Source organism: Pseudomonas petroselini, from assembly GCF_045037875.1.
Lineage (GTDB): Bacteria > Pseudomonadota > Gammaproteobacteria > Pseudomonadales > Pseudomonadaceae > Aquipseudomonas > Aquipseudomonas petroselini.
The window spans coordinates 5,699,207-5,722,821 of record NZ_CP173614.1 but is presented as its reverse complement, the minus strand read 5'-3'; the positions used below and the strand labels follow the sequence as shown (position 1 = coordinate 5,722,821).

9 protein-coding genes are annotated in these 23,615 nt (G+C 62.9%); 5 read left to right on the top strand and 4 right to left on the bottom strand.

Annotation, left to right across the window (positions count from 1 at the left end; all coding sequences use genetic code 11):
• Positions 1-35 precede the first annotated feature (35 nt).
• The 3 genes from atuC to ACI512_RS26305 are packed head-to-tail and all read right to left on the bottom strand — an operon-like array spanning position 36 to position 4,320.
• Positions 36-1,652, bottom strand: a complete 1,617-nt coding sequence (atuC, locus tag ACI512_RS26315) for an acyl-CoA carboxylase subunit beta (protein WP_231808127.1) — start codon at positions 1,650-1,652, stop codon at positions 36-38.
• Positions 1,653-1,655: 3 nt separating this feature from the next.
• Complete coding sequence (locus ACI512_RS26310) at positions 1,656-2,528, bottom strand: SDR family oxidoreductase (RefSeq protein ID WP_236378880.1); 873 nt, start codon at positions 2,526-2,528, stop codon at positions 1,656-1,658.
• 13 nt (positions 2,529-2,541) lie between these two features.
• A complete protein-coding gene (locus ACI512_RS26305; protein WP_236378878.1) occupies positions 2,542-4,320 on the bottom strand; it encodes an acyclic terpene utilization AtuA family protein in 1,779 nt (592 codons plus the stop codon).
• 153 nt (positions 4,321-4,473) lie between these two features.
• Here ACI512_RS26305 and ACI512_RS26300 point away from each other — a divergent pair, with 153 nt between their 5' ends.
• Both ACI512_RS26300 and ACI512_RS26295 read left to right on the top strand, forming a co-directional pair.
• Complete coding sequence (locus ACI512_RS26300; RefSeq protein WP_064052746.1) at positions 4,474-5,097, top strand: TetR/AcrR family transcriptional regulator; 624 nt, start codon at positions 4,474-4,476, stop codon at positions 5,095-5,097.
• A gap of 94 nt (positions 5,098-5,191) precedes the next feature.
• The gene (locus ACI512_RS26295) at positions 5,192-5,980 is read left to right on the top strand and encodes an ABC transporter substrate-binding protein (protein ID WP_236378876.1); all 789 of its coding nucleotides are present in this window, start codon (positions 5,192-5,194) and stop codon (positions 5,978-5,980) included.
• 151 nt (positions 5,981-6,131) lie between these two features.
• On the opposite strand, the gene ACI512_RS26290 is transcribed toward ACI512_RS26295, so the two are convergent.
• Complete coding sequence (locus tag ACI512_RS26290) at positions 6,132-6,683, bottom strand: RNA polymerase factor sigma-70 (RefSeq protein ID WP_064052748.1); 552 nt, start codon at positions 6,681-6,683, stop codon at positions 6,132-6,134.
• Between the two features lie 300 nt (positions 6,684-6,983).
• Between ACI512_RS26290 and ACI512_RS26285 the strand changes: the two genes are divergently transcribed.
• The 3 genes from ACI512_RS26285 (at position 6,984) to ACI512_RS26275 (ending at position 23,533) form a co-directional block, all read left to right on the top strand.
• Positions 6,984-7,736 carry a thioesterase II family protein gene (locus tag ACI512_RS26285; protein ID WP_236378874.1) on the top strand — a complete coding sequence of 251 codons (753 nt, stop codon included), beginning with the start codon at positions 6,984-6,986 and terminating at the stop codon, positions 7,734-7,736.
• A gap of 51 nt (positions 7,737-7,787) precedes the next feature.
• Positions 7,788-20,678, top strand: a complete 12,891-nt coding sequence (locus ACI512_RS26280) for a non-ribosomal peptide synthetase (protein WP_405121427.1) — start codon at positions 7,788-7,790, stop codon at positions 20,676-20,678.
• Between the two features lie 149 nt (positions 20,679-20,827).
• A complete protein-coding gene (locus tag ACI512_RS26275) occupies positions 20,828-23,533 on the top strand; it encodes a hypothetical protein (RefSeq protein ID WP_405121426.1) in 2,706 nt (901 codons plus the stop codon).
• Positions 23,534-23,615 lie beyond the last annotated feature (82 nt).

Sequence of the window (23,615 nt, the reverse complement as noted above, 5' to 3'; positions counted from 1 at the left end):
CTCCTTATCGCGACGCGCAGCGTCTCGGGCGAAATTTAGAGACGCGCTACACCGAAGGTATTGGCTTGCAACTCACGTACCTCGGCCTCGTGGCAGATATCCAGCACAAAGCCCAGCAACGTCCGCGTATCCCGTGGATCAATCAGCCCGTCGTCCCACAGATTCGCGCTGCCATACAGCGCAGTGGACTGGCTGTCGAGCTTCTGCGCGGTGACCTGTTCCAGCATGTCCAGCACCTTGGGATCCGGCACCAGGCCGTCCTTCAACTGCTTGGCCTCGGTGACGATGCGCAGCACCTTGCCCGCCTGGGCGCCGCCCATCACCGCCGTGCGGCTGTTGGGCCAGGCGAAGATGAAGCGTGGGTCCAGGCCACGGCCGCACATCGCATAATTGCCGGCGCCGTAGGAGCCGCCGACCACAATCGTGAGTTTAGGCACTCGCGCATTGGCCACCGCCTGGATCATCTTCGCGCCGTGCTTGATCACCCCTTGTTGCTCCGACTCGGTGCCCACCATGAAACCGGTGGTGTTGTGCAGGAACAGCAGCGGCGTGCGGCTCTGGTCGCACAGTTGGATAAACTGCGCGGCCTTGCTCGCACCCTTGGGCGTGATGGGGCCGTTGTTGCCGATCACCCCGACGGCACGCCCCTGGATATGCAGGTGGCCGCACACGGTGTGGGCGTCGAACTCGCCCTTGAATTCGAGGAAGTGCGAGCCGTCGGCCAGGCGTGCGAGGATTTCACGCACGTCGTAGGGTTTTTTCGGGTCATCCGGGATCAGGCCCAGCAGCTCTTCGATGGGGTACAGCGGCTCGGCGTAAGCGCGTCGGGGCGCCGGCGGCAGGCGATCATTCCAGGGCAACAGGCTGACAATCTCACGGGCGATGCGCACGCCGTCGGCGTCATTTTCCGCCAGGTATTCGGCGGTGCCGGCGGTTTGGGCGTGCATTTCGGCGCCACCCAGTTCTTCGTCGGTGGCCACTTCGCCGGTCGCGGCTTTGAGCAGCGGCGGGCCCGCGAGGAACAGCTTGGCGCGGCCGCGCACCACCACCACGTAATCCGACAGCCCCGGCTGATAGGCGCCGCCTGCCGTGGCCGAGCCATGCACCACGGTGATTTGCGGCAAGCCCAGGGCCGACAGGCGCGCCTGGTTGGCGAAACTGCGCGCACCCTCGACGAAAATCTCGGCGGCGTAGTTGAGGTTGGCACCGCCGCTTTCGGCGAGGGTCACCACCGGCAGTTTGTTCTCCATGGCGATCTGTTGCAGGCGCAGGGATTTTTTCAGGCCGGAAGGGGAAATAGTCCCGCCCTTGATCGCGCTGTTATTGGCCACCACCAGCATGCGCACGCCGCTGACGTAGCCGATGCCGGCGATCAACCCACCGCCGGCGGCGCTGCCGTCCTTGTCGTCGTGCAGCTTGTAGCCGGCCAGGCTGGCCAGTTCAAGGAACGGCGCACCGGGGTCCAGCAGCAGGTTGAGGCGCTCGCGGGGCAGCAATTGGCCGCGCTTGTCGAACTTGGGCTTGGCTTCCTGGGCCTTGGCGAGCAGATTGTGTTCCAGTTGGTGCAACTGGGCGATGGCCGCCAGCATGGCCTCGCGGTTTTGCGCGAACTGGGCGCTGTGGGCGTCGATCAAGGATTCAATCACCGGCATGGTTTATTGCTCCGCCTTGAGCACATCCGGCAGGTAGGCGCGGTGGAAGCCATTGAAGGGCTCACTCGGCGCCTGCGCCTTGTGCAACGGCCAGGCGCGGCTGCCCAGGCTGGCGGCACCGTCGATGCGCAGGGTGCTGCCGCTGATAAAGGCGGCGGCGGGGCTGAGCAGGAACACGATGGCCGCGCTGACTTCCGACTCCGTGCCGATACGCTTGAGCGGCACGTGTTCGCGCAAGGTCGGGATCACTGCCTTGAACGCGCCTTCGTAGGTGTCCATGCCGCTGGAGGCGATCCAGCCCGGCGCCACGGCGTTGACCCGCACGCCGGCATACCCCCATTCGAAGGCGGCGGTCTTGGTGAAGTTGTCCATGCCGGCGCGCGCCGCACCCGAGTGGCCCATGCCGGGCATACCGCCCCACATGTCGGCGAGCATGTTGACGATGGCGCCGCCGTGCTTGCTCATGGATTGGTTGAACACTTCCCGCGCCACCAGGAAACCGCCGACGAGGTTGGTGCGCAGTACGGTTTCGAAGCCTTTCTGGTTGATTGAAGCCAGTGGCGAGGGGTACTGGCCGCCGGCGTTATTCACCAAACCATGGAGTTGACCGTGGTCATTCAGGACCTGGCCAACCAGTGCCTTCACTGCTTCTTCATCACGAATGTCGCAGGCGTGCCAATGGGCGATGCCACCGTCTTCAGCGATTTCCGCCGCGACCGCTTGCAGCTTTTCCGGCTTGCGTCCCACCAGAATCACCTGTGCACCCAGCGCCGCCAATTCATGCGCGGTGCAACGGCCGATGCCACTGCCTCCGCCGGTGACCATCACGGTTTGCCCCTGGAACAGGTCGGCTTTGAAGATTGAGTCGAAGGCCACGGCAACGCTCCTGTCAGTTGAGAAAATCGGCGATGTGTTGCGGCACGGCAATGGGGATGTCCAGCAGTTGCTGGGCGAAGGCTTTGCCCTGCGGGTCGATGCGCAGGCTGGCGATGCCGCCACCGCCCAAGGCGTTTTCCAGCAGGAAATTGAGGCTGTGGCTGCCGGGCAAATACCAGCGCTCGACGCGGCCGTGCACGGGGTCCAGCACGTGGCCCATCCAATCGACGATGACTTCCGGGGTCAGCGCCTCGGCGATCCACGGCAGGTAGTCGGGATCGCGCGCGATCACGCCGATGTTGCTGTGGTTACCCTTGTCGCCTGAACGCGCCACGGCCAGTTTCACCAGCGGCACGCTGGCGTCGGCGCGCCCTTGGGGCTTGGGTGGGGCTATCGGCACGTCGGGCAGGGTGGGCGCATCGGCCATCGGCAATGCGCAGGCGTGGCGTTCGCCCTGGAAGTCGATCAGCACGTCACAGGACGCCTTATCGATCAGGAAAGAAAACAGTCGGATCAACGGATACACCGTCGGTCGCCCGCCGACGATGCCGGTCAGGCCCGGGGCCATGCCGGTGGCGGCCTGGGCAATCTCGCGGGCGAACAGCACCAATGCCTGTTTGCTCGGGTGACGCACCGCCAGTTTCACCACCACTTCGCGACAGTCCTGGCGCATCGCGTGGGCGCCGTAGGTGGCTTCGCTGCCGAGCAGTTCGATGTTCACTTCGGTGTAAGGCGCCCAGCCGCGTTGGCTGAAGAGCTCCGAGGTCTTGTTGATGATCGCCTGGCTGACCCGTTCGGCCTTGGCCACCGCATCGATGCCGGCGATCAGGCAACTGGCGGTACAACGGAAACCGTCCGGGTACGTGGTGCTGACTTTGTACTGCTCGGTCGGCGGCGAGCCCTTGGCGCCGTGCAGGCGTACGCAGTGTTTGCCTTGCTGCTGCAACTTGACCTGGCTGAAGTCGCAGATCACATCCGGCAGCAGGTACGCGCGGGGGTCGCCGATTTCATACAGCAACTGTTCGGCCACGCTGAGTTCGCTGATCAACCCGCCGGTGCCGTCGACCTTGTTGACGGTGAACTGGCCGTCGGCGCTGACCTCGACGATGGGAAAACCGATGTGCTCGTAGTCCGGCACGTCGCGCCAATCGGTGAAGTTGCCACCGGTGCACTGCGCGCCACATTCGATGATATGCCCGGCCAGTGCGGCCTGGGCGAGGCGGTCGTAGTCCTGCCATGACCAGTTGAATTCATGCACCAGCGCCGCGCTGACCACCGCGCTGTCCACCACCCGGCCGGTGATGACGATATCCGCCCCCAGCTGCAGCGCCTGGGTAATGCCCGGTGCGCCCAGGTAGGCGTTGGCGGACACGCACATCGGCGGCAGCGGCGCGCCGTTGAACATGTCGGTGATGCCGGGCAATTGCTTGAGTTGGGGCTGCAGGTCATCGCCCAGCAGCACGGCGATTTTCAGTGCAACGCCTGCCTTGTCGCAGGCTGCTTGCAAGGCCGCGGCGCAGGCTTGGGGGTGGATGCCGCCGGCGTTGCTGATCACACGAATGCCTTGGCGCTGGATTTCCGCCAGCAAGGGCGTAAGCACGTCGACGAAGTCCGTGGCATAGCCCGCCTGGGGATCTTTCATGCGCGCCCCGGCGAGGATCGACATCGTGACTTCCGCCAGGTAGTCGAAGACCAGGTAATCCAGTTTGCCACCGTGCACCAATTGGGCGGCGGCGGTGCAGGTGTCGCCCCAGAAGGCGCTGGCGCAGCCGATACGAACCGTCTTGCTCATGAGAAATCCTTCCTCGAATGGCTGGTAGCGAGACTACCAAGCAAGCGCTTGGTTTGTAAACTCCGCGCACAAGTTTTAGCCAAGCGCTTGCTTGGGTGGCTGCCACGGCCTAAATTGCCGCCCAAGACGTCCGTGGAAGTAGAGGAGAGAGGCATGGATGAGCAAAAAGCCCTGCGGGTGATGCGCACCATGGTCGATGGCGGCCAATTGACCGACCCCGACAGCGCCCGTGGCAAGCTGCTGCAAACCGCGGCCCACCTGTTTCGCAACAAGGGCTTCGAGCGCACCACCGTGCGCGACCTGGCCAGTGCGGTGGGCATTCAGTCCGGGAGCATCTTTCATCACTTCAAGAGCAAGGACGAGATCCTGCGCGCGGTGATGGAAGAAACCATCCACTACAACACCGCGATGATGCGCGCTTCGCTGGAAGAGGCGACCAACGTGCGCGAGCGGGTGCTGGCGCTGATCCGTTGCGAATTGCAGTCGATCATGGGCGGCAGCGGCGAGGCCATGGCAGTGCTGGTGTACGAGTGGCGCTCGCTCTCGGCCGAAGGCCAGGCCCAGGTGCTGGCCCTGCGCGATGTGTATGAGGCGCTCTGGCTGCAAGTATTGGGCGAGGCCAAGGACGCCGGCTATATCCGCGGCGATGTGTTTATCGCCCGGCGGTTCCTCACCGGCGCCTTGTCCTGGACCACCACCTGGTTTCGCGCAGAGGGCAGCCTGACGCTTGAGCAACTGGCCGAAGAAGCCCTTTTGATGGTTCTGAAAGCCGATTGAGACGCAAGCTATTAATTTGCCGATGGAAAGTTGTCTCGCCAGACAAAAACGCCTAGCTTATCGGCATTAGCGTTTTTGAACGGTGTGTGCCTTGATGTTTTCGCCATGGCGGCTGGCTGCAGGACTTACCTTTTGGGCACTGGGCACCGCGTGGTGGATGCCGGCTTCGGCTGCGCAATTAGTGCGCATCGGCGCGGCACATTTCCCTCCCTACACCGTGCGCCCCGAGCAGGGCGCCGACACCGGTTTGCTGCCGCAACTGGTCGAGGCCCTGAACGCCTCGCAAACCGACTACCAATTTGTCTTGGTGCCCACCTCCATTCCGCGACGCTTTCGCGATTTCGAGCAGGGCCGGGTCGATATGGCTATCTTCGAAAACCCTGACTGGGGCTGGCAGAAGATTCCCCACACCACCGTCGACATGGGCCTGGAAGACGCGGAAATCTTTGTCGCCCAGCGTGAGTCCGGTCGCGACCAAGGCTATTTCGCTGACCTCAACGGCAAACGCCTGGCGGTGTTCAGCGGTTATCACTACGCCTTCGCCCACTTCAACCCCGATCCCAAGTACATGGCCGAGCACTTCAATGCCACGTTGACCTACTCCCATGACAGCAACCTGCTGATGGTCGCGCGCGGGCGTGCCGACATCGCCTTGGTGACCCGTTCGTACCTGAGTGACTTTATGGTGCGCAACGCGGAGATGGCCGGGCAGTTCCTGGTGTCGGAACGCATCGACCAGGTGTATCACCACTACGCGTTGCTGCGCCCGAAAGCGCCGATCACGGGGGAGGCGTTTGCCGCGTTGCTCAAGCGCTTGCGTGACGATGGCGAGATGTTGAAGATTTTCGAGCCGTATCGCATTGATGTGATGGCGGTGCCCTGACAGGTACAACACCGATCAAAAGTGTGGCGCGAGCTTGTGTGGGAGCTGGCTTGCCTGCGATAGCATCAACTCGGTGCAACTGAAAAACCGAGGTGCCTGCATCGCAGGCAAGCCAGCTCCCACATAAGGCGCACATTTCATCTGCTGGGGATCAGACCCTGCGCGCAAACGTATCGCTATGGCTGCCCGACACCTTGCGGCAGTGCACCAGCGCATCACGGATCATGAAGTTCACCAGGGTCGGCGAAACGCCCAGCTCCTTGGCGATGTCCTTTTGCGGCACGCCGTGCAGGCGGTACATCTCGAACGCGTAGCGGGTGCGCTGGGGCAGTTCGGTCAGCGCGTCGGCGATGTTTTCCAGGGTATTGAAATTAATGTGCGAGGTTTCCGGTGAAGCGCCGTGAATAACCACATTCAAGCCTTCCTCTTCCGTTCCGGAGTATTTGAGCTCCAGGGCCTGTTTGCGGTAGTGATCAATCGCCAGGTTGCGCACGATCTGGAACAGATAGCTCAATTGAGCCTTGAACGATGACGTGATCGTCGGCGCCGATTGCAGTCGGAAGAAGGCATCCTGCACTACGTCTTCGGCCCGCGAGCGGCACCCGGTAATGCGTGCCGCGATCTTCACCAGAATCAGCCGATTATCGACGAATGCCTGGAGAAGCGGTGAGTCGCACCTGCCTGTGGATACTTGTTCCGTCATGGAAATCACCTTGTCGCAAAAGAGGTTAGGGGAGGGCGTCCTTGCTGAGGCCTCCTACACATCGGGCAACAAATTATGCTTAATGATAATGATTGTCAAATGAGAAGGCGAACTAATCTTATGCTTTCTTGTTCGGTGTGAACCACGTCTCGCGCTGCCCTGCGACTAATTATTTGCCGGTGCCGTCCGTTCTTCTGGGTGACAGGTCCGTTAGCAAACGGCCAAGGATCCGCACCCGCAGGAGGACGAAATGGGTTTTTATCGTGCATACAGCGTGTTTCAGTTTGGAGTCGTGACACGATGAGTACGCCGACTCGACTGCGCCTGTTCTGCCTGCCCTATTCGGGCGCCAGCGCCATGGTCTATGCGCGTTGGCGCCGTGCCCTGCCTGAGTGGTTGCAGGTGTGTCCGCTGGAATTGCCCGGCCGCGGCATGCGCATGGACGAGCCGCTGCAGCGCGATATCAAGGCCTTGGCCGCGCAGCTCGCCGACGAAATCAGCCGCGACTTGAACGGTCCCTACGCGTTGTTCGGCCACAGCCTCGGCGGCCTGCTCGCCTTTGAACTGGCGCACGCCTTGAGCGCTCGCGGTGTGCCCGCGCCGCTGGCGCTGTTTGCGTCCGGTACGGCCGGGCCGGCGCGTCGTGACGTCAGCGAATACGCCGTCGAAAAGACTGACGAACAACTCATCGCCCGGCTGCGCGAACTGCAGGGCACCGCCGAAGAAGCCCTGGCCAACCCCGAGTTGATGCAGTTGATGCTGCCGATCCTGCGCGCCGATTTCCTGCTGTGCGGCAGCTTCATCTACGGCGAGCGCGCACCGCTGGAGATGCCGATCCACGTGTTCGGCGGCAAACAGGACAGCGTGCGCGCCGACCAGTTGCTCGACTGGCAACTCGACGCCGCCAGTGGCTTTTCCCTGGACATGTTCGACGGTCACCACTTCTTCCTCATGCAGCACGAAAGTGCCGTGCTGCGCTGCCTGCGGCGCTACGCCGACGAACACCTGACCCGCTGGCGCACTGGCGCGGCGCGGCAACTGGCCGCTGGCTAGACGCAACCTATTCCCCGAATTTCCCGTAAGCCGCTTTCAGGCAGGAACCCCATGATGGACGCCTTCGAACTTCCCCAAACGCTGGTCCACTCCCTTCAACGTCGCGCCGCGCAGACTCCGGACCAGGTCGCCCTGCGCTTCCTCGCCGAATCCGCCGAGCACAGCGTTGTACTCAGTTACCGCGACTTGGACCAGCGCGCCCGCACCATCGCCGCCGCCCTGCAAGCCAATGCGGACCTGGGCGACCGTGCGGTGCTGTTGTTCCCCAGCGGCCCGGATTACGTCGCGGCGTTCTTTGGTTGCCTGTACGCCGGGGTCATTGCGGTGCCGGCCTATCCGCCGGAATCCACCCGTCGCCATCATCAGGAGCGCTTGCTGTCGATCATCAGCGATGCCGAACCGCGCCTGTTGCTGACCATCGCCAGCCTCGCCGACGGCCTGGCGCAGATTGAAAACGCGCCGCCAGTATTGAGCGTCGATAGCCTTGAGAGTGCCGGCGACTGGATCGCTCCCGACCTGCAGCCGGACGACATCGCCTTCCTGCAATACACCTCCGGTTCCACCGCGCTGCCCAAGGGCGTGCAAGTCAGCCACGGCAACCTGGTGGCCAACGAAGTGTTGATCCGTCGCGGTTTCGGCATCGACCTCAACCCGGATGACGTGATCGTCAGCTGGCTGCCGCTGTACCACGACATGGGCCTGATCGGCGGCCTGCTGCAACCGATTTTCAGTGGCGTGCCGTGCGTGCTGATGTCGCCGGCCTACTTCCTCGGCCGGCCGTTGCGCTGGCTCGAAGCGATCAGCGAATACGGTGGCACCATCAGCGGTGGCCCGGATTTCGCCTATCGCCTGTGCAGCGAGCGGGTCAGCGACTCGGCATTGGAACGCCTGGACCTGAGCCAGTGGCGCGTGGCCTATTCCGGTTCCGAACCGATCCGCCTCGACACCCTGGAACGCTTCGCCGAGAAGTTCGCCACCTGCGGTTTTACCCCGAACAATTTCTTCGCCTCCTACGGCCTGGCCGAGGCGACCCTGTTTGTCGCCGGCGGCACGCGGGGCCATGGTATCCCCGCGCTGCGGGTCGACGAGCAAGCCCTGGCCGCCAATCGCGCCGAACCGGGGCAGGGCAGTGCAATCATGAGCTGTGGCACCCACCAGCCCGAGCATGCGGTCCTGATTGCCGACCCGCAGACCCTCACCGAACTGCCCGACAACCGCGTCGGCGAACTCTGGGCCAGCGGCCCAAGCATCGCTCACGGCTACTGGCGCAACCCCGAAGCCACCGCCAAGACCTTCGTCCAGCATGCCGGCCGTACCTGGCTGCGCACCGGCGACCTGGGCTTTATCCGTGACGGCGAGGTGTACATCACCGGTCGCCTCAAAGACCTGCTGATCGTGCGCGGCCACAACCTGTACCCGCAGGACATCGAGCAGACCATCGAGCGCGAAGTCGAAGGGGTGCGCAAAGGCCGCGTTGCCGCTTTTGCGGTAAATGACCAAGGCCTGGAAGGCATTGGCATTGCGGCTGAAATCAGCCGCAGCGTGCAGAAAATCCTGCCGCCCGAAGCCTTGATCAAGGCGATCCGCCAAGCGGTCGCCGAGGCGTACCAAGAGGCGCCAAGCGTAGTGGTGCTGCTCAACCCCGGCGCATTGCCGAAGACGTCCAGCGGTAAGGTGCAACGTGCGGCGTGTGCGCTTCGCCACACCGATGGCAGCCTCGACCGCTATGCACAGTTCCCCGATCTGCCGGCACAGGCGAGCGACAGCGCGCTGCAATCCGAACTGCAACAACAGATCGCCGCGATCTGGTGCGAGCAATTGCAGGTGGCAACAGTGGCCGCCGACGATCACTTCTTCCTGCTCGGCGGCAATTCCATCACCGCCACCCAGGTGGTCGCCCGCCTGCGTGAAGCCCTCGGCCTGGAGCTGAACCTGCGCTTGCTGTTCGAGGCGCCGACCCTGCAAGGCTTTGCCGCGAATGTCGCGCAGTTGCAACACGACGGCGGCGTGGCCCAGGGCGTGATCCACCCCCTGTCGCGCCAGGATGAACTGCCTCAATCCCTGGCGCAGAACCGCCTGTGGATCACCTGGCAACTGGACCCGTACAGCAGCGCCTACACCCTCCCCGGTGCCCTGCGCCTGCGCGGCGAGCTGGAGGAAGACGCCGTGCGCGCAAGCTTCCAGCAATTGATCCAGCGTCACGAAGCCCTGCGCACCCGCTTCTACGAAAGAGACGGCCAGGCCTTCCAGCGTGTCGAGGCCAAGGCGGATTTCGAGCTGCAAGTCATCGACCTCAGCGACCTGCCCACTGACGAACGCGAAGCCCGTGCACAGCAGATCCGTGAAGACGAAGCCCGCACCCAGTTCGACCTGGAAAAGGGCCCGCTGCTTTGGGTAACCCTGGTGCGCCTGGACGATGAGGATCACCAACTGTTGGTGACGCTGCACCACATCATCGCCGACGGCTGGTCGCTCAACATCCTCATCGACGAATTCTCGCGCCTCTACGCCGCCGCCGCCCAGGGCCAAACCCTGGAGCTGCCACCGCTGGCCCTGCAATACGCCGACTATGGCAGCTGGCAGCGCCAATGGCTGGCCGAAGGCGAAGGCCAGCGCCAACTGGCGTACTGGAAAGCGCAGTTGGGTGAAGAGCATCCCACCCTGAGCCTGGCCACCGACCACCCGCGTTCGACACACCACCGTCACACAGCTTCACGCCACACGGTACGTCTTGGTGTGAGCCTCAGCGAAGCGATTCGCCAGACCGCCCAGTCCCACGAATCCACGCCGTTCATGCTGTTGCTGGCAGCCTTCCAAAGCCTGCTCTACCGCTACAGTGGCCAGCGCGATATCTGCATCGGCGTGCCCAACGCCAACCGTCCGCGCCAGGAAACCCAAGGCCTGGTCGGCTTCTTCATCAACACGCAGGTCATGCGGGCCGAGCTGGACGGGCGCCTGCCGTTCAGCGAGCTGTTGGCCGCGACACGCCAGACGGTATTGGGCGCCCAGGCCCATCAGGACCTGCCCTTCGAACAGCTGCTGGAAGCTTTCCCGCAAGCTCGCGAACAGGGCCTGTTCCAAGTCATGTTCAACCACCAGCAGCGTGATTTGAGCGCGTTGCGCCGCTTGCCGGGCATGCTCGCCGACGAATTGCCATGGCACAGCCGCGAAGCCAAGTTCGACCTGCAACTGCACACCGAAGAGGACCGCAATGGGCGCTTGAGCCTGTCGTTCGACTACGCCGACGAGTTGTTTGAACGCGCGACCCTCCAGCGCCTGGCCGAGCACTACATCAACCTGCTGCACGCCGTGTGTGACCAACCGCAGCAAACCATCGGCGACCTCACGCTGATGCAGCACGACGAACAGCAAGCGTGGAGCGCAGCCCCCTGCGCGCCGGCCCAGCAGTGGCTGCCCGAACGGCTCAACCAGCAGACCTCGGACAACACCGCGTTGGTCTGGGACGGCGGCAGCCTGACCTTCGCCCAACTGCACACCCAGGCCAATCGCCTGGCCCACTACCTGCGCGACAAAGGTGTCGGCCCGGACGTGTGCGTGGCCATCGCCGCCGAGCGCTCGCCGCACCTGCTGATCGGCCTGCTGGCGATCATCAAGGCCGGTGGCGCCTACGTGCCGCTGGACCCGGATTACCCCGCCGAGCGCCTGGCCTACATGCTCAAGGACAGTGGCGTCCACCTGCTGCTGACCCAGACCGCATTGCTGGATCAGGTGCCGAGCGCCGACGGCGTGTGCGTGATTGCGATGGACAGCCTGCACCTCGACAGCTGGCCCACCCAGCCACCCGGCTTGCACCTGCACGGCGATAACCTCGCCTACGTGATCTACACCTCCGGCTCCACCGGCCAGCCCAAAGGCGTGGGCAACACGCATGCGGCATTGGCCGAGCGCTTGCAGTGGATGCAGGCCACCTATCCACTCAACGACACCGATGTGCTGCTGCAAAAGGCGCCGATCAGTTTCGACGTGTCGGTGTGGGAATGCTTCTGGCCGCTGATCACCGGGTGCCGCCTGGTACTCGCCGGCCCTGGTGAACATCGCGACCCGCATCGCATTGCGCAGTTGGTGCAGGCACACGGCGTGACCACGCTGCACTTTGTGCCGCCGCTGTTGCAGTTGTTTATCGACGAACCGCGGGTGGCCGAATGCACCAGCCTGCGCCGCCTGTTCTCCGGCGGCGAAGCCTTGCCCGCCGAACTGCGCAACCGCGTCCTGGCGCAGTTGCCGGCGGTGCAATTGCACAACCGTTATGGTCCGACCGAAACCGCGATCAACGTGACCCACTGGCACTGCCGCGCAGAAGACGGCGAGCGCTCGCCGATTGGGCGTCCGTTGGGCAATGTGATCTGCCGCGTGCTGGACGAGCAACTCAACCCCGTGCCACTGGGTGTGCCGGGTGAATTGTGCATCGGCGGCATTGGCCTGGCCCGGGGTTACCTCGGCCGCGCCGGGTTGACGGCTGAACGCTTCGTTGCCGACCCCTATGGTGAGGCGGGCGCGCGCCTGTACCGCACCGGTGACCGTGCCCGTTTCAACGCCGAGGGTGTGATCGAGTACCTTGGGCGCCTCGACCAGCAGGTCAAGCTGCGTGGCTTCCGTGTGGAGCCGGAAGAAATCGAAGCGCGCATGCTCGCCCTGGAGGGCATCGCCCAAGCCGTGGTGCTGGTGCGTGATGCACAGCTGATCGGCTACTACACCGGCCCTGCCGAGCTGGACGAACACCACGTCAAGAGCGCGCTGGCCGCCGAGCTGCCGGAATACATGGTGCCCGCGCTATTGATGCGCCTGGACGCCATGCCCCTGAGCCCCAGCGGCAAGCTGGACCGTCGCGCGCTGCCGGAGCCGGTGTGGCACGTGCGTGAACATGTCGAGCCCGAGACCCCGCTGCAACAGCAGATCGCCGCCATCTGGCGCGAAGTCCTCGGCTTGCCCAGCATCGGCCTGCGCGATGACTTCTTCGCCCTTGGCGGCCACTCGTTGCTGGCCACGCAAATCATCTCCCGCACCCGCCAGGCGTGTGACGTCGAACTGCCGTTACGGACGTTGTTCGAAGCCAGCGAGTTGGGCGCTTTTGCCGAGCAGGTCGGCCTGATCCAGGCATCGGGCCAACGCAACCAACAGACCGCCATCGCCAAGGTCGACCGCAGCCAACCGGTGCCGCTGTCCTATTCCCAGCAGCGCATGTGGTTCCTGTGGCAGATGGAACCGGACAGCCCGGCCTACAACGTCGGCGGTATGGCGCGCCTGCGTGGTGTGCTGGATGTGGGGCGTTTCGAGGCGGCGCTGCAGGCCTTGATCATGCGTCACGAAACCCTGCGCACCACGTTCCCGAGTGTCGACGGCGTGGCCTGTCAAAAGGTCTCGGCCCAGACCGGCCTGCGCATGGACTGGCAGGACTTCTCCGCGCTGGACGAAGCCGAACGCCAGTCACGGTTGCAGCAATTGGCGGATCACGAGGCGCATACGCCGTTCAACCTGGAAACCGGACCGTTGCTGCGAGCCTGTCTGGTCAAGGCCGCCGAGCGCGAACACTACCTGGTGCTGACCCTGCACCACATCGTCACCGAAGGCTGGGCCATGGACATCTTTGCCCGTGAACTCAGCGCGTTGTATGAAGCCTTTATCGACGAGCGCCTGTCACCGCTGGCGCCGCTGCCGGTGCAGTACCTCGATTACAGCGTGTGGCAACGCCAGTGGATGGAAGCGGGTGAGCGTCAGCGTCAGTTGGACTATTGGACCCAGCAGCTGGGTACGGAACATCCGTTGCTGGAACTGCCCGGCGACCGCCCACGTCCGCCGGTACAAAGCCATCGGGGCGAGCTGTACCGCTTCGACCTGAGCGATGACCTGGCGGCGCGCGTGCGGGCCTTCAACGCCGAACGTGGCCTGACCCTGTTCATGACCATGACCGCCACCCTGGCCGTGTTGCTCTACCGCTACAGCGGCCAGACCGACCTGCGCATCGGTGCTCCCGTGGCCAACCGTATTCGTCCGGAAAGCGAAGGGCTGATCGGCGCTTTCCTCAATACCCAGGTGCTGCGTTGCCAGCTCAGTGGGCAGATGAACGTCGCTGACTTGTTCGAACAGGTGCGCCACACCGTCATCGAAGGCCAGTCCCACCAGGACCTGCCGTTCGATCACCTGGTGGAAGCCCTGCAGCCGCCGCGCAGTGCGGCGTACAACCCGCTGTTCCAAGTGATGTGCAATGTGCAGCGCTGGGAGTTCCAGCAGAGCCGCCAACTGGCCGGCATGACCGTCGAGTACCTGGCCAACGATGCGCGCGCGACCAAGTTCGACCTCAACCTGGAGGTCACCGACCTCGATCATCGCCTGGGCTGCTGCCTGACCTACAGCACCGACCTGTTCGACGAGCCGCGCATTGCGCGCATGGCTGAACATTGGCGCAATCTGTTGGAAGCCTTGATCGCCAACCCGCAACAACGCCTCAGCGAACTGCCGTTGCTGACCGCCGCCGAGCAACGCGCGTTGCAGGACAGCCTGGGCATCGAGGCGGGCGAGCACCGTCTCGACCAGTGCATTCATCAACTGTTCAGCCAGCAAGCGGCAGCCCGTGGCGATGCGCCGGCGCTGACCTTCGCCGGTGAAACCCTGAGCTACCGCGAACTCGACGCCCGCGCCAACCGCCTGGCCTGGATGCTGCGCGAGCGTGGCGTCGGACCGCAGGTGCGCGTGGGCCTGGCGCTGCCGCGCTCGCTGGAAATGGTGATCGGCCTGCTGGCGATCCTCAAGGCCGGCGGCGCCTATGTGCCGCTGGACCCGGAATACCCGCTGGACCGTCTGCACTACATGATCGAAGACAGTGGCGTCGGCCTGCTGCTCAGCGATGCGGCGATGTTCGAAGCCCTCGGCGAATTGCCCGCGAGCGTGGCGTGCTGGTGCCTTGAAGATGACCTGCCGGTGCTCGCCAACTACCCGGCCGATGAGCCGCCCTTTATCAGCCTGCCGCAGCACCAGGCGTACTTGATCTACACCTCCGGCTCCACCGGCAAGCCGAAAGGCGTGGTGGTGTCCCACGGTGAAATCGCCATGCATTGCGCGGCGGTGATCGAGCGCTTTGGCATGCGCTCAGACGACTGCGAATTGCACTTCTATTCGATCAACTTCGACGCCGCCACCGAACGCTTGCTGGTGCCGCTGCTCAGCGGCGCGCAGGTGGTATTGCGTGCCCAGGGCCAGTGGGATGCAGAAGAAATCTGCGCGCTGATCCGCACCCATCGCATCAACATCCTAGGCTTCACGCCGAGCTATGGCAGCCAGTTGGCGCAATGGCTGGCGACCCAGCAGCAGACCTTGCCGGTGCGCATGTGCATCACCGGTGGCGAAGCGCTCACTGGCGAACACCTGCAGCGCATCCGCGCCGCGTTCCAGCCGCAGGTGTTTTTCAATGCCTACGGCCCGACGGAAACGGTGGTGATGCCGCTGGCCAGCCTCGCGCCCGAGCAGTTGGAGGAGGGCGTTGCGAGCGTGCCGATCGGCAGCATTATCGGTGACCGCGTGGCCTATATTCTCGACGCCGACCTGGCGTTGGTGCCGCAAGGCGCGACCGGCGAGTTGTACGTCGGTGGAGCGGGTCTCGCCCAGGGGTATCACCAGCGTCCGGGCATGACCGCCGAGCGGTTTGTCGCCGATCCGTTTGCCCACAATGGCGGGCGCCTGTACCGCACCGGCGACCTGGTGCGCCAACGCGGCGATGGCCTGGTGGAGTACCTGGGGCGTATCGACCATCAGGTGAAGATTCGCGGTTTCCGTATTGAACTGGGCGAGATTGAAACCCGCCTGTTGGAACATGCGGCCGTGCGCGAAGCCGTGGTGCTGGCGCTGGATGCGCCGAGCGGCAAACAACTGGTGGCGTACCTGGTCAGCGATGCCGAGCACGGCGCATTACGAGATGCGCTCAAGGCTCACCTCAAGGCGCAACTGCCGGACTATATGGTGCCCGCGCACGTGATTGTGCTCGACAGCATGCCGCTGACCGCCAACGGCAAACTCGACCGTCGCGCCTTGCCGCAGCCGGACCCGGAAGCCAACCGCCAACAATACGTGGCCCCGCGCAACGAACTTGAAAGCACGTTGGCCGCCATCTGGTGCGCTGTGTTGAATGTGCAGCAAGTCGGTCTCGACGATAACTTCTTTGAGCTGGGCGGCGACTCGATCCTGTCGATCCAAGTGGTCAGCCGTGCGCGGCAGGCCGGGATTCACTTCAGCCCCCGCGACCTGTTCCAGCACCAGACCGTGCAAACCCTGGCGGCAGTCGCCACGCGCTCCGAGCAGGTCACGACCGAACAGGGTGTGTTGACCGGCACCTCCGGGCTGACGCCGATCCAGCATTGGTTCTTCGACACTGAGATCCCACAGCGCCAACACTGGAACCAGGCGCTGGTCCTCAAGCCGTTGCAACTGCTGGTGCCGCATCGCCTGGAGCAAGCCTTGCTGGCGGTGCTGGAACACCACGACGCCCTGCGCCTGAGCTTCTCCCAGCGTGACGCGCACTGGCACGCCGAGCACCTGGCCGTGCCGCAAGGCGGCGTACTGATGCAGGCGCAAGTGCGCGATATGACGCAATGCACCGCGCTGTTCACCGACACCCAACGCAGCCTCGACCTGCAACACGGCCCGCTGCTGCGCGCCTTGCTGGTGGACGGGCCCGAGGGGCAGCAACGCCTGCTGATCGCGATCCATCACCTGGTGGTGGACGGCGTGTCGTGGCGGGTCTTGCTGGAAGATTTGCAAACGGTCTATCGCCAGTTGAGCGACGGCCAGTCCGTCAGCCTGCCGGCCAAGACCAGCGCCCTGCGTGAGTGGGCCGCGCGTTTGCAGGCCTACGCCGGCAGCGAATCCCTGCGTGAAGAATTGAGCGTCTGGCAAGCGCAGTTGGCGGGCCCTGATGTGGCGTTGTCGGTGGCCCGCCCGCAGGGTTCGCTGCGCAACCGCGATGCCGACACCGTCAGCGTGCGCCTGGATGCCGAGCATACGCGTCAGTTATTGCAACAGGCTCCGAGCGCCTACCGCACCCAGGTCAACGATCTGCTGCTGACGGCCTTGGCCCGTGTGCTGTGCCGCTGGAGCGGCCACGCGTCGGCGCTGATCCAGTTGGAAGGCCACGGCCGCGAAAGCCTGTTCGATGACATCGACCTGACCCGCAGCGTCGGCTGGTTCACCAGCGCCTACCCACTGCGCCTCACTCCGCACGCTGCTCAGGGCGACTCGATCAAGGCGATCAAGGAACAACTGCGCTCCGTGCCGCATAAAGGCTTGGGCTACGGCGTGCTGCGCTACCTGGCCGATGATCTGTGCCAACAGAGCATGGCCGTCTTGCCGAGCGCGCAGATCACCTTCAACTACCTCGGCCAGTTCGACCAGAGCTTCGGCGCCGATGCGCTGTTCCACCCATTGGATGAATCCGCAGGCCTGGCCCATGACCCGGACGCGCCGCTGCCTAACGAGTTGAGCGTCGACAGCCAGGTCTACGGCGGCGAGTTGGTGCTGCGCTGGACCTTCAGCCGTGAACGCTTCGATCACGCTACCGTGCGCGAATTGGCCGAGGCGTATCTGGCCGAACTGCACAGCCTGACCCAGCACTGCCTGCAGGACGATGCCGGTGGCCTTACGCCGTCCGACTTCCCGCTGGCCCACCTGAGCCAGGTGCAACTCGACAGCTTGCCGGTACCGGCCACCGTTATCGAAGACGTCTACCCGCTGACCCCGATGCAGGAAGGCTTGCTGCTGCATACCCTGCTGGAGCCGGGCACCGGCCTCTACTACATGCAGGACCGCTACCGCATCAACAGCGCCCTGGACCCCGAGCGTTTCGCCCAGGCCTGGCAGGCGGTGATCGCTCGTCACGAAGCCCTGCGTGCCTCGTTCTGCTGGAACGTCGGCGAAGACATGCTGCAAGTGATCCACAAACCGGGCAGCACGCCGATCGAGTATCTGGACTGGAGTGCTGACCCGGAAAGCGAACAGGAACCGCGCCTGCAGGCGCTGCTCAAGCAAGAGCGCGAGGCCGGTTTTGATCTGCTCAACCAGGCACCGTTCCACCTGCGCCTGATCCGTGTTGGCGCCGAACGCTACTGGTTCATGATGAGCAACCACCACATCCTCATCGATGCCTGGTGCCGTTCGTTGCTGATGAATGACTTCTTCGAGATCTACATGGCCCTCGGTGAAGGCCGCGAAGCGCAACTGGCCACACCGCCGCGTTATCGCGACTACATCGCCTGGCTGCAACGCCAGAACCTCAACGAGGCTCGCCAGTGGTGGCAGCAGAACCTGCAAGGGTTCGAGCGCACCACGCCGATCCCGAGCGACCGGCCGTTCCTGCGTGAGCACGCGGGTCACAGCGGCGGCATGGTGGTGGGCGATTGCTACACCCGTCTCGACGCCTGCGATGGAGCCCAACTGCGCGAACTGGCCCAGGCCCATCAGCTGACCGTCAATACCTTCGCCCAGGCGGCGTGGGCGCTGGTGCTGCGGCGCCTGAGCGGTGATCGCGACGTGCTGTTCGGCGTCACCGTGGCCGGGCGCCCGGTGGAGATGCCCGAGATGCAACGCACCGTCGGCCTGTTCATCAACAGCATCGCGCTGCGGGTAAAACTGCCCGAGGACGACCAGCCTTGCAGCGTGCGCCAGTGGTTGAGCGGCCTGCTCGACAGCAATATGCAACTGCGCGAGTACGAATACCTGCCGCTGGTGACGATCCAGGAACACAGCGAACTGCCCAAGGGCCAGCCGCTGTTCGACAGCCTGTTCGTGTTCGAAAATGCCCCGGTGGAAGTCTCGGTGCTGGACCGCGCACACAGCCTGAATGCCACCTCGGACTCCGGCCGCACCCACACCAACTTCCCGCTGACCGCCGTGTGTTATCCGGGCGATGACCTCGGTTTGCACCTGTCCTACGACCAACGCTACTTCGACGAAACCACCGTGCAAGGCATGCTTGGCGAGTTCAAGCGCCTGCTGCTGGCGCTGGTGCAGGGCTTCCACGGCGACATGGCCGACCTGCTGCTGATTGGCGAGCAGGAGCGCGAGTTCCTGGTGGACGGTTGTAACCAGAGCGAACATCAGTATCCGCTGGAGCGCAGCTACATCGAGCTGTTCGAAGAGCAGGTGGCCGCGCATCCGCAGCGCATCGCCGCCAGTTGCCTCGACCAGCAATGGACCTATGACGAACTGAACCGTCGCAGCAACGGCCTCGGCCACGCGCTCATCGCAGCGGGTGTCGGCCTCGATCAACCGGTGGCGCTGCTCGCCGAACGCAACCTCGACCTGCTGGGCATGATCATCGGCAGCTTCAAGGCCGGTGCCGGCTACCTGCCGCTCGACCCGGGCCTGCCGAGCCAGCGTTTGCGCAGCATCATCGACTTGAGCCGCACGCCGTTGCTGGTCTGCACCGAGGCGTGCCGCGAGCAGGCCATCGAGTTGCTGGACGGTTTCGATTGCCAGCTGCTGGTGTGGGAAGAAATACCGGCGCGTGGCGAAAACCCCGGCCTCTACAGCGGCCCGGACAACCTCGCCTATGTGATCTACACCTCGGGCTCCACCGGCCTGCCCAAGGGTGTGATGGTGGAACAGCGCGGCATGCTCAATAACCAGTTGAGCAAGGTGCCGTACCTGGCCTTGAGCGACGCGGATGTGATTGCGCAAACCGCTTCGCAGAGCTTCGATATTTCGGTGTGGCAATTCCTCGCCGCGCCGCTGTTCGGCGCACGGGTGGATATTGTGCCGAACACCCTCGCCCACGATCCACAGGGCCTGCTGGAACATGTGCAGGCCCAGGGCATCACCGTGCTGGAAAGCGTACCGTCGCTGATCCAGGGTATGTTGGCCCAGGACCGTATCAGCCTGGACGGCCTGCGCTGGATGCTGCCGACCGGTGAAGCCATGCCGCCGGAACTGGCGCACCAATGGCTGCTGCGCTACCCGCAGATAGGTTTGGTGAACGCGTATGGCCCGGCGGAATGCTCGGACGATGTGGCGTTTTACCGCGTCGACCTGGCCTCGACCCGTGGCACTTACCTGCCGATTGGCACGCCGACCGACAACAACCGTTTGTACCTGCTCGACGGTGCATTGGAGTTGGTGCCGCAAGGTGCTGTCGGCGAGTTGTGTGTCGCCGGGACGGGCGTCGGTCGCGGTTACGTCAGCGACCCGCTACGCACCGCGCCGGTGTTTGTGCCGAACCCGTTCGGTGCACCCGGCGAACGCCTCTACCGCACCGGTGACCTGGCACGCCGCCGCAGTGACGGTGTGCTGGAGTATGTTGGTCGCGTCGACCACCAAGTGAAGATTCGCGGCTACCGCATCGAACTGGGTGAAATCGAAGCGCGCCTGCACGAACAACCGGAAGTGCGCGATGCGGCGGTGGGCGTGCAGGAAGGCGTCAACGGCAAGCATCTGGTCGGCTATCTGGTGGCCGTGGATGCGGCGCTGAACCCAGGCGAGCGCCTGGACCGCATCAAGCAACGCCTGCGTGCCGAGCTGCCGGAATACATGGTGCCGCTGCACTGGCTATGGCTCGACCGCCTGCCGCTCAACGCCAACGGCAAACTCGACCGCAAGGCCCTGCCGGCGCTGGAGATCGGCCAGTTGCACAGCCAGGACTACCTGGCACCGCGCAACGAACTGGAAACCACCCTGGCCGCTATCTGGGCCGAGGTGCTGAAAGTCGACAGGGTAGGGGTGCAGGACAACTTCTTTGAACTGGGCGGGCATTCGTTGCTGGCCACGCAGATTGCCTCGCGGGTGCAGAAAACCCTGCAACGGGATGTGCCGCTGCGGGCGATGTTCGAGTGCAGCACGGTGGCGGAGTTGGCTGAGTATATCGAGGGGTTGGCGGCGAACGAGATCAGTGCCGAGAAGGTGGATCGGTTGAGTGATTTGATGGCGGAGTTGGAGGGGTTTTGAGGCGGCCGTTGGTCGGAGAAGTCAGGGTTTTTAGTCATAACTGTCAATTCTGACAGTAGGCGAAGGCGTAGCAAAAGCGCTCACTAGGAGAAAATCCTTGGCCTGAGGCAGGTCAAGGTTAATAGCCTATGGAACATGGAGTTCTCACCATGCCGCAAAAAAAACCTACGTCTAATACTTCTTCAAATACAGACAATGCACGAACCCCTAAGGCAGTCGAGGTTGGCGCTCCGGTCATCTACAAAGGCGAGGGAGGAACGCTCTATCCGCTGGATGTGAAAGAGGGGCCGTATCTGACCACGGATTCGAACATGGACGATTCGGATATTACCGTCACCGTATCAGTTAGGTTTAAGCATGGGGGCGAAGCGGTATTTGAGGACATTGTGGATAAAAGTGGAACCAGCGGCGCCCGGCGCATCTTCTTTCCTCTGAGTTACATAACATCTGGCATGGGGCACACACTCTTTTTCTCCTATAAAGGGAGGGTGGGCGGGCAGGTCGCAGAGTCCCGGGTCGCCGAGGTGGGCGTTCGGTTTTATGATGAAAAAGATCTTGAAGGTTATGTACCCAAGTTTGTCCATTCCGAGCTCGTTAACAGTACGCCCACGTTGGATATGCACAAATTTACGGGGAACGAAACGATCCTCGCGTTTGCCCACCCTCTCGTTAAAGCAGGCGATCAACTATTCATAAACGTGGCGGGTGATCAGGACAAGACGCCTTTCGCTTTCAACATCGTGGCTGCTTCTCGCGTTGTCACTCCGGAGGAGGCGGTGCCGGGTCATGTGTTCAGGTTTTCTCTGCCACGCGGTTGGATGGGGCGTCGGCGGCCATGGGGATCGCTGACTATTCATTGGGGCTGGATCTGCGATGGTCGCCCCCCACTGCCTCCGGCTGAAGTCGTTCCTACCCTTGAGACGCGTCTCCCAGAGAACGCTCTTGAAGGCCTTCCTCGTCCTTCCAGTAGATTGATTGAGGATCCTCGCCTTGAAAACCCGCCGCCTCCCCATCTGCGGCAATCCGTGCTTTTCAACGATGAGTGGTACCTCAACCCGGAACTCACCACGCGGGGTGGGAATGTATATATTCCTGACTTGGAAACTTATGCAGACGACCAACTCTGTTTTTATGTGAGCGGGTTGGATTATGGGAACAAGCCGCTTGGCTGCGTGACAATTAAACACGACGGGGAACTGGCAACCACCGAGTTATCGCCCTGTGTCATTGCCTGCTTTTTTAACACGCCGATGGCACTGACCTACACCGTTCAGTTCCCCCACAGTAATGGCCCACAGCAATCCCCTGAACGAGTGATTAACGTGTTGCTGCCCCGATTTCCCCTCTCTGGGATCGAACAGGCAACGGGCGATACCCTTCATCTCAGTACATTCGCAATGGACGCGACGGCTTTTGTGCCTGTCTGGGACTATGCCGAGTGTTCGAATCTTTGTTGGATGTGGATCACGGGCGAACGTGAAAACGGCAGCGCTTACCGGTTCGACATTTTGTCTGACGCACCTGTCACCGAAGACTGGAAGGTGCATGGCGTGGATGCGCGGATCCCAAGGGAAGTATTGCTACAGTTGGCCGATTGCAGTGAATTCAAACTGCACTTCGCGGCGAGCTTCTGTGAAGCCACCGCCCTGGCGGACGCCCATGAGTTTCCTGCGCAGGCATTCAACATCGAGCAGGAACCTCTGGTGCTGGCGGCGCCCAAAGTGACGGAAGCGGTCGGCACCGATTTGACTGCCTGGAATGGGCGCGAAGGCGTCCATGTCGAAGTGAGCTACACCGGTAAACACCCCAAGCACAGTATCAGCCTGTGTTGGGAGAGACCGGAGGGTACCTGCTGGCCGTTGACCTCCAAGCCCGGCAGTGCTGTGGGTGCAGTCATTTTCTCACTACCGCGGGAAGCGGTTATCGAGAGCATGGGCAAAACGGTGGCGATCACCTACACCGTGACCACGGCGTGCAAGGTGCAGACATCACTGCCGTTGAATGTGAAGATCAGCAAGCCTGTGCGTCTGCCCACGCCGGTTGTCCCACAGGCCACGCCACCGGTCGTGCAAGGTGGCATTCTGGATCTGGCCACCTTTTCAGGCGATGCGTCCATCACCGTGGAAAAATGGTGGTTTGCCCTGGCGGGCCAGCGAGTATGGCTAAAGTGTTCGGGCATTAGAAAGGATGGGAATGCTCACACCTTCTACGTATTGAAAGGCACAAGGCTGACGGACGAACAGGCCAAGAACGGGCTTGTGGAGTGGATGAGTCGACATGAGCTGGACGCGTTAAGACATGACACACCTCTGATAGTCACCTGTGTCACTGCACTCTATGACAGTGAACTTGAAGCGGATTCGATTGTTTTCCCGACGCTGCGCGTGATTATCAGAAAACCACTTGAATGTAAGACAGAAGATTTCGAATCACTGCCGTTGGAGCGTTTTGGCGCGGGCAACAGTGTGCAGACCCCGTTGATGAAAATAACCTTTCAGTCCGGATCGGGTGTGGCAGGCATTGTCACGTATGGCAATGACCCGTTCTATTCGGGCAAACATTTTGTCATGTGTGAAAACGAGGGCGACCAAGATCCGCCGCAATTACATCGTATTGATTTCCCTCACGCCCTGGAGTCCATCAGGTTCGCGTGGTCGTGGAAACAGGCTCCCGCGACGGTCACTTTTTATAATCAGGCAGGTGGTGTGATTACCAAGCTTGATTACGATGACGATTGGCGAGGGGGGTTCTGGGTTGAGCATGTAACGGAACCGGGGACGGCTATTGCTTGGATGACGATTCTGGTGAGGGACTACTCGTTTATTGACAACTTCAGAATGTGTTATCGAGTTTGAACCGGGGGCGCAGTGCGATGTTCGTCACGGGCGCTGGTGAGTAAAAGACTGGCGTTCCGTCAGAACTGTCGATTCTGACAGT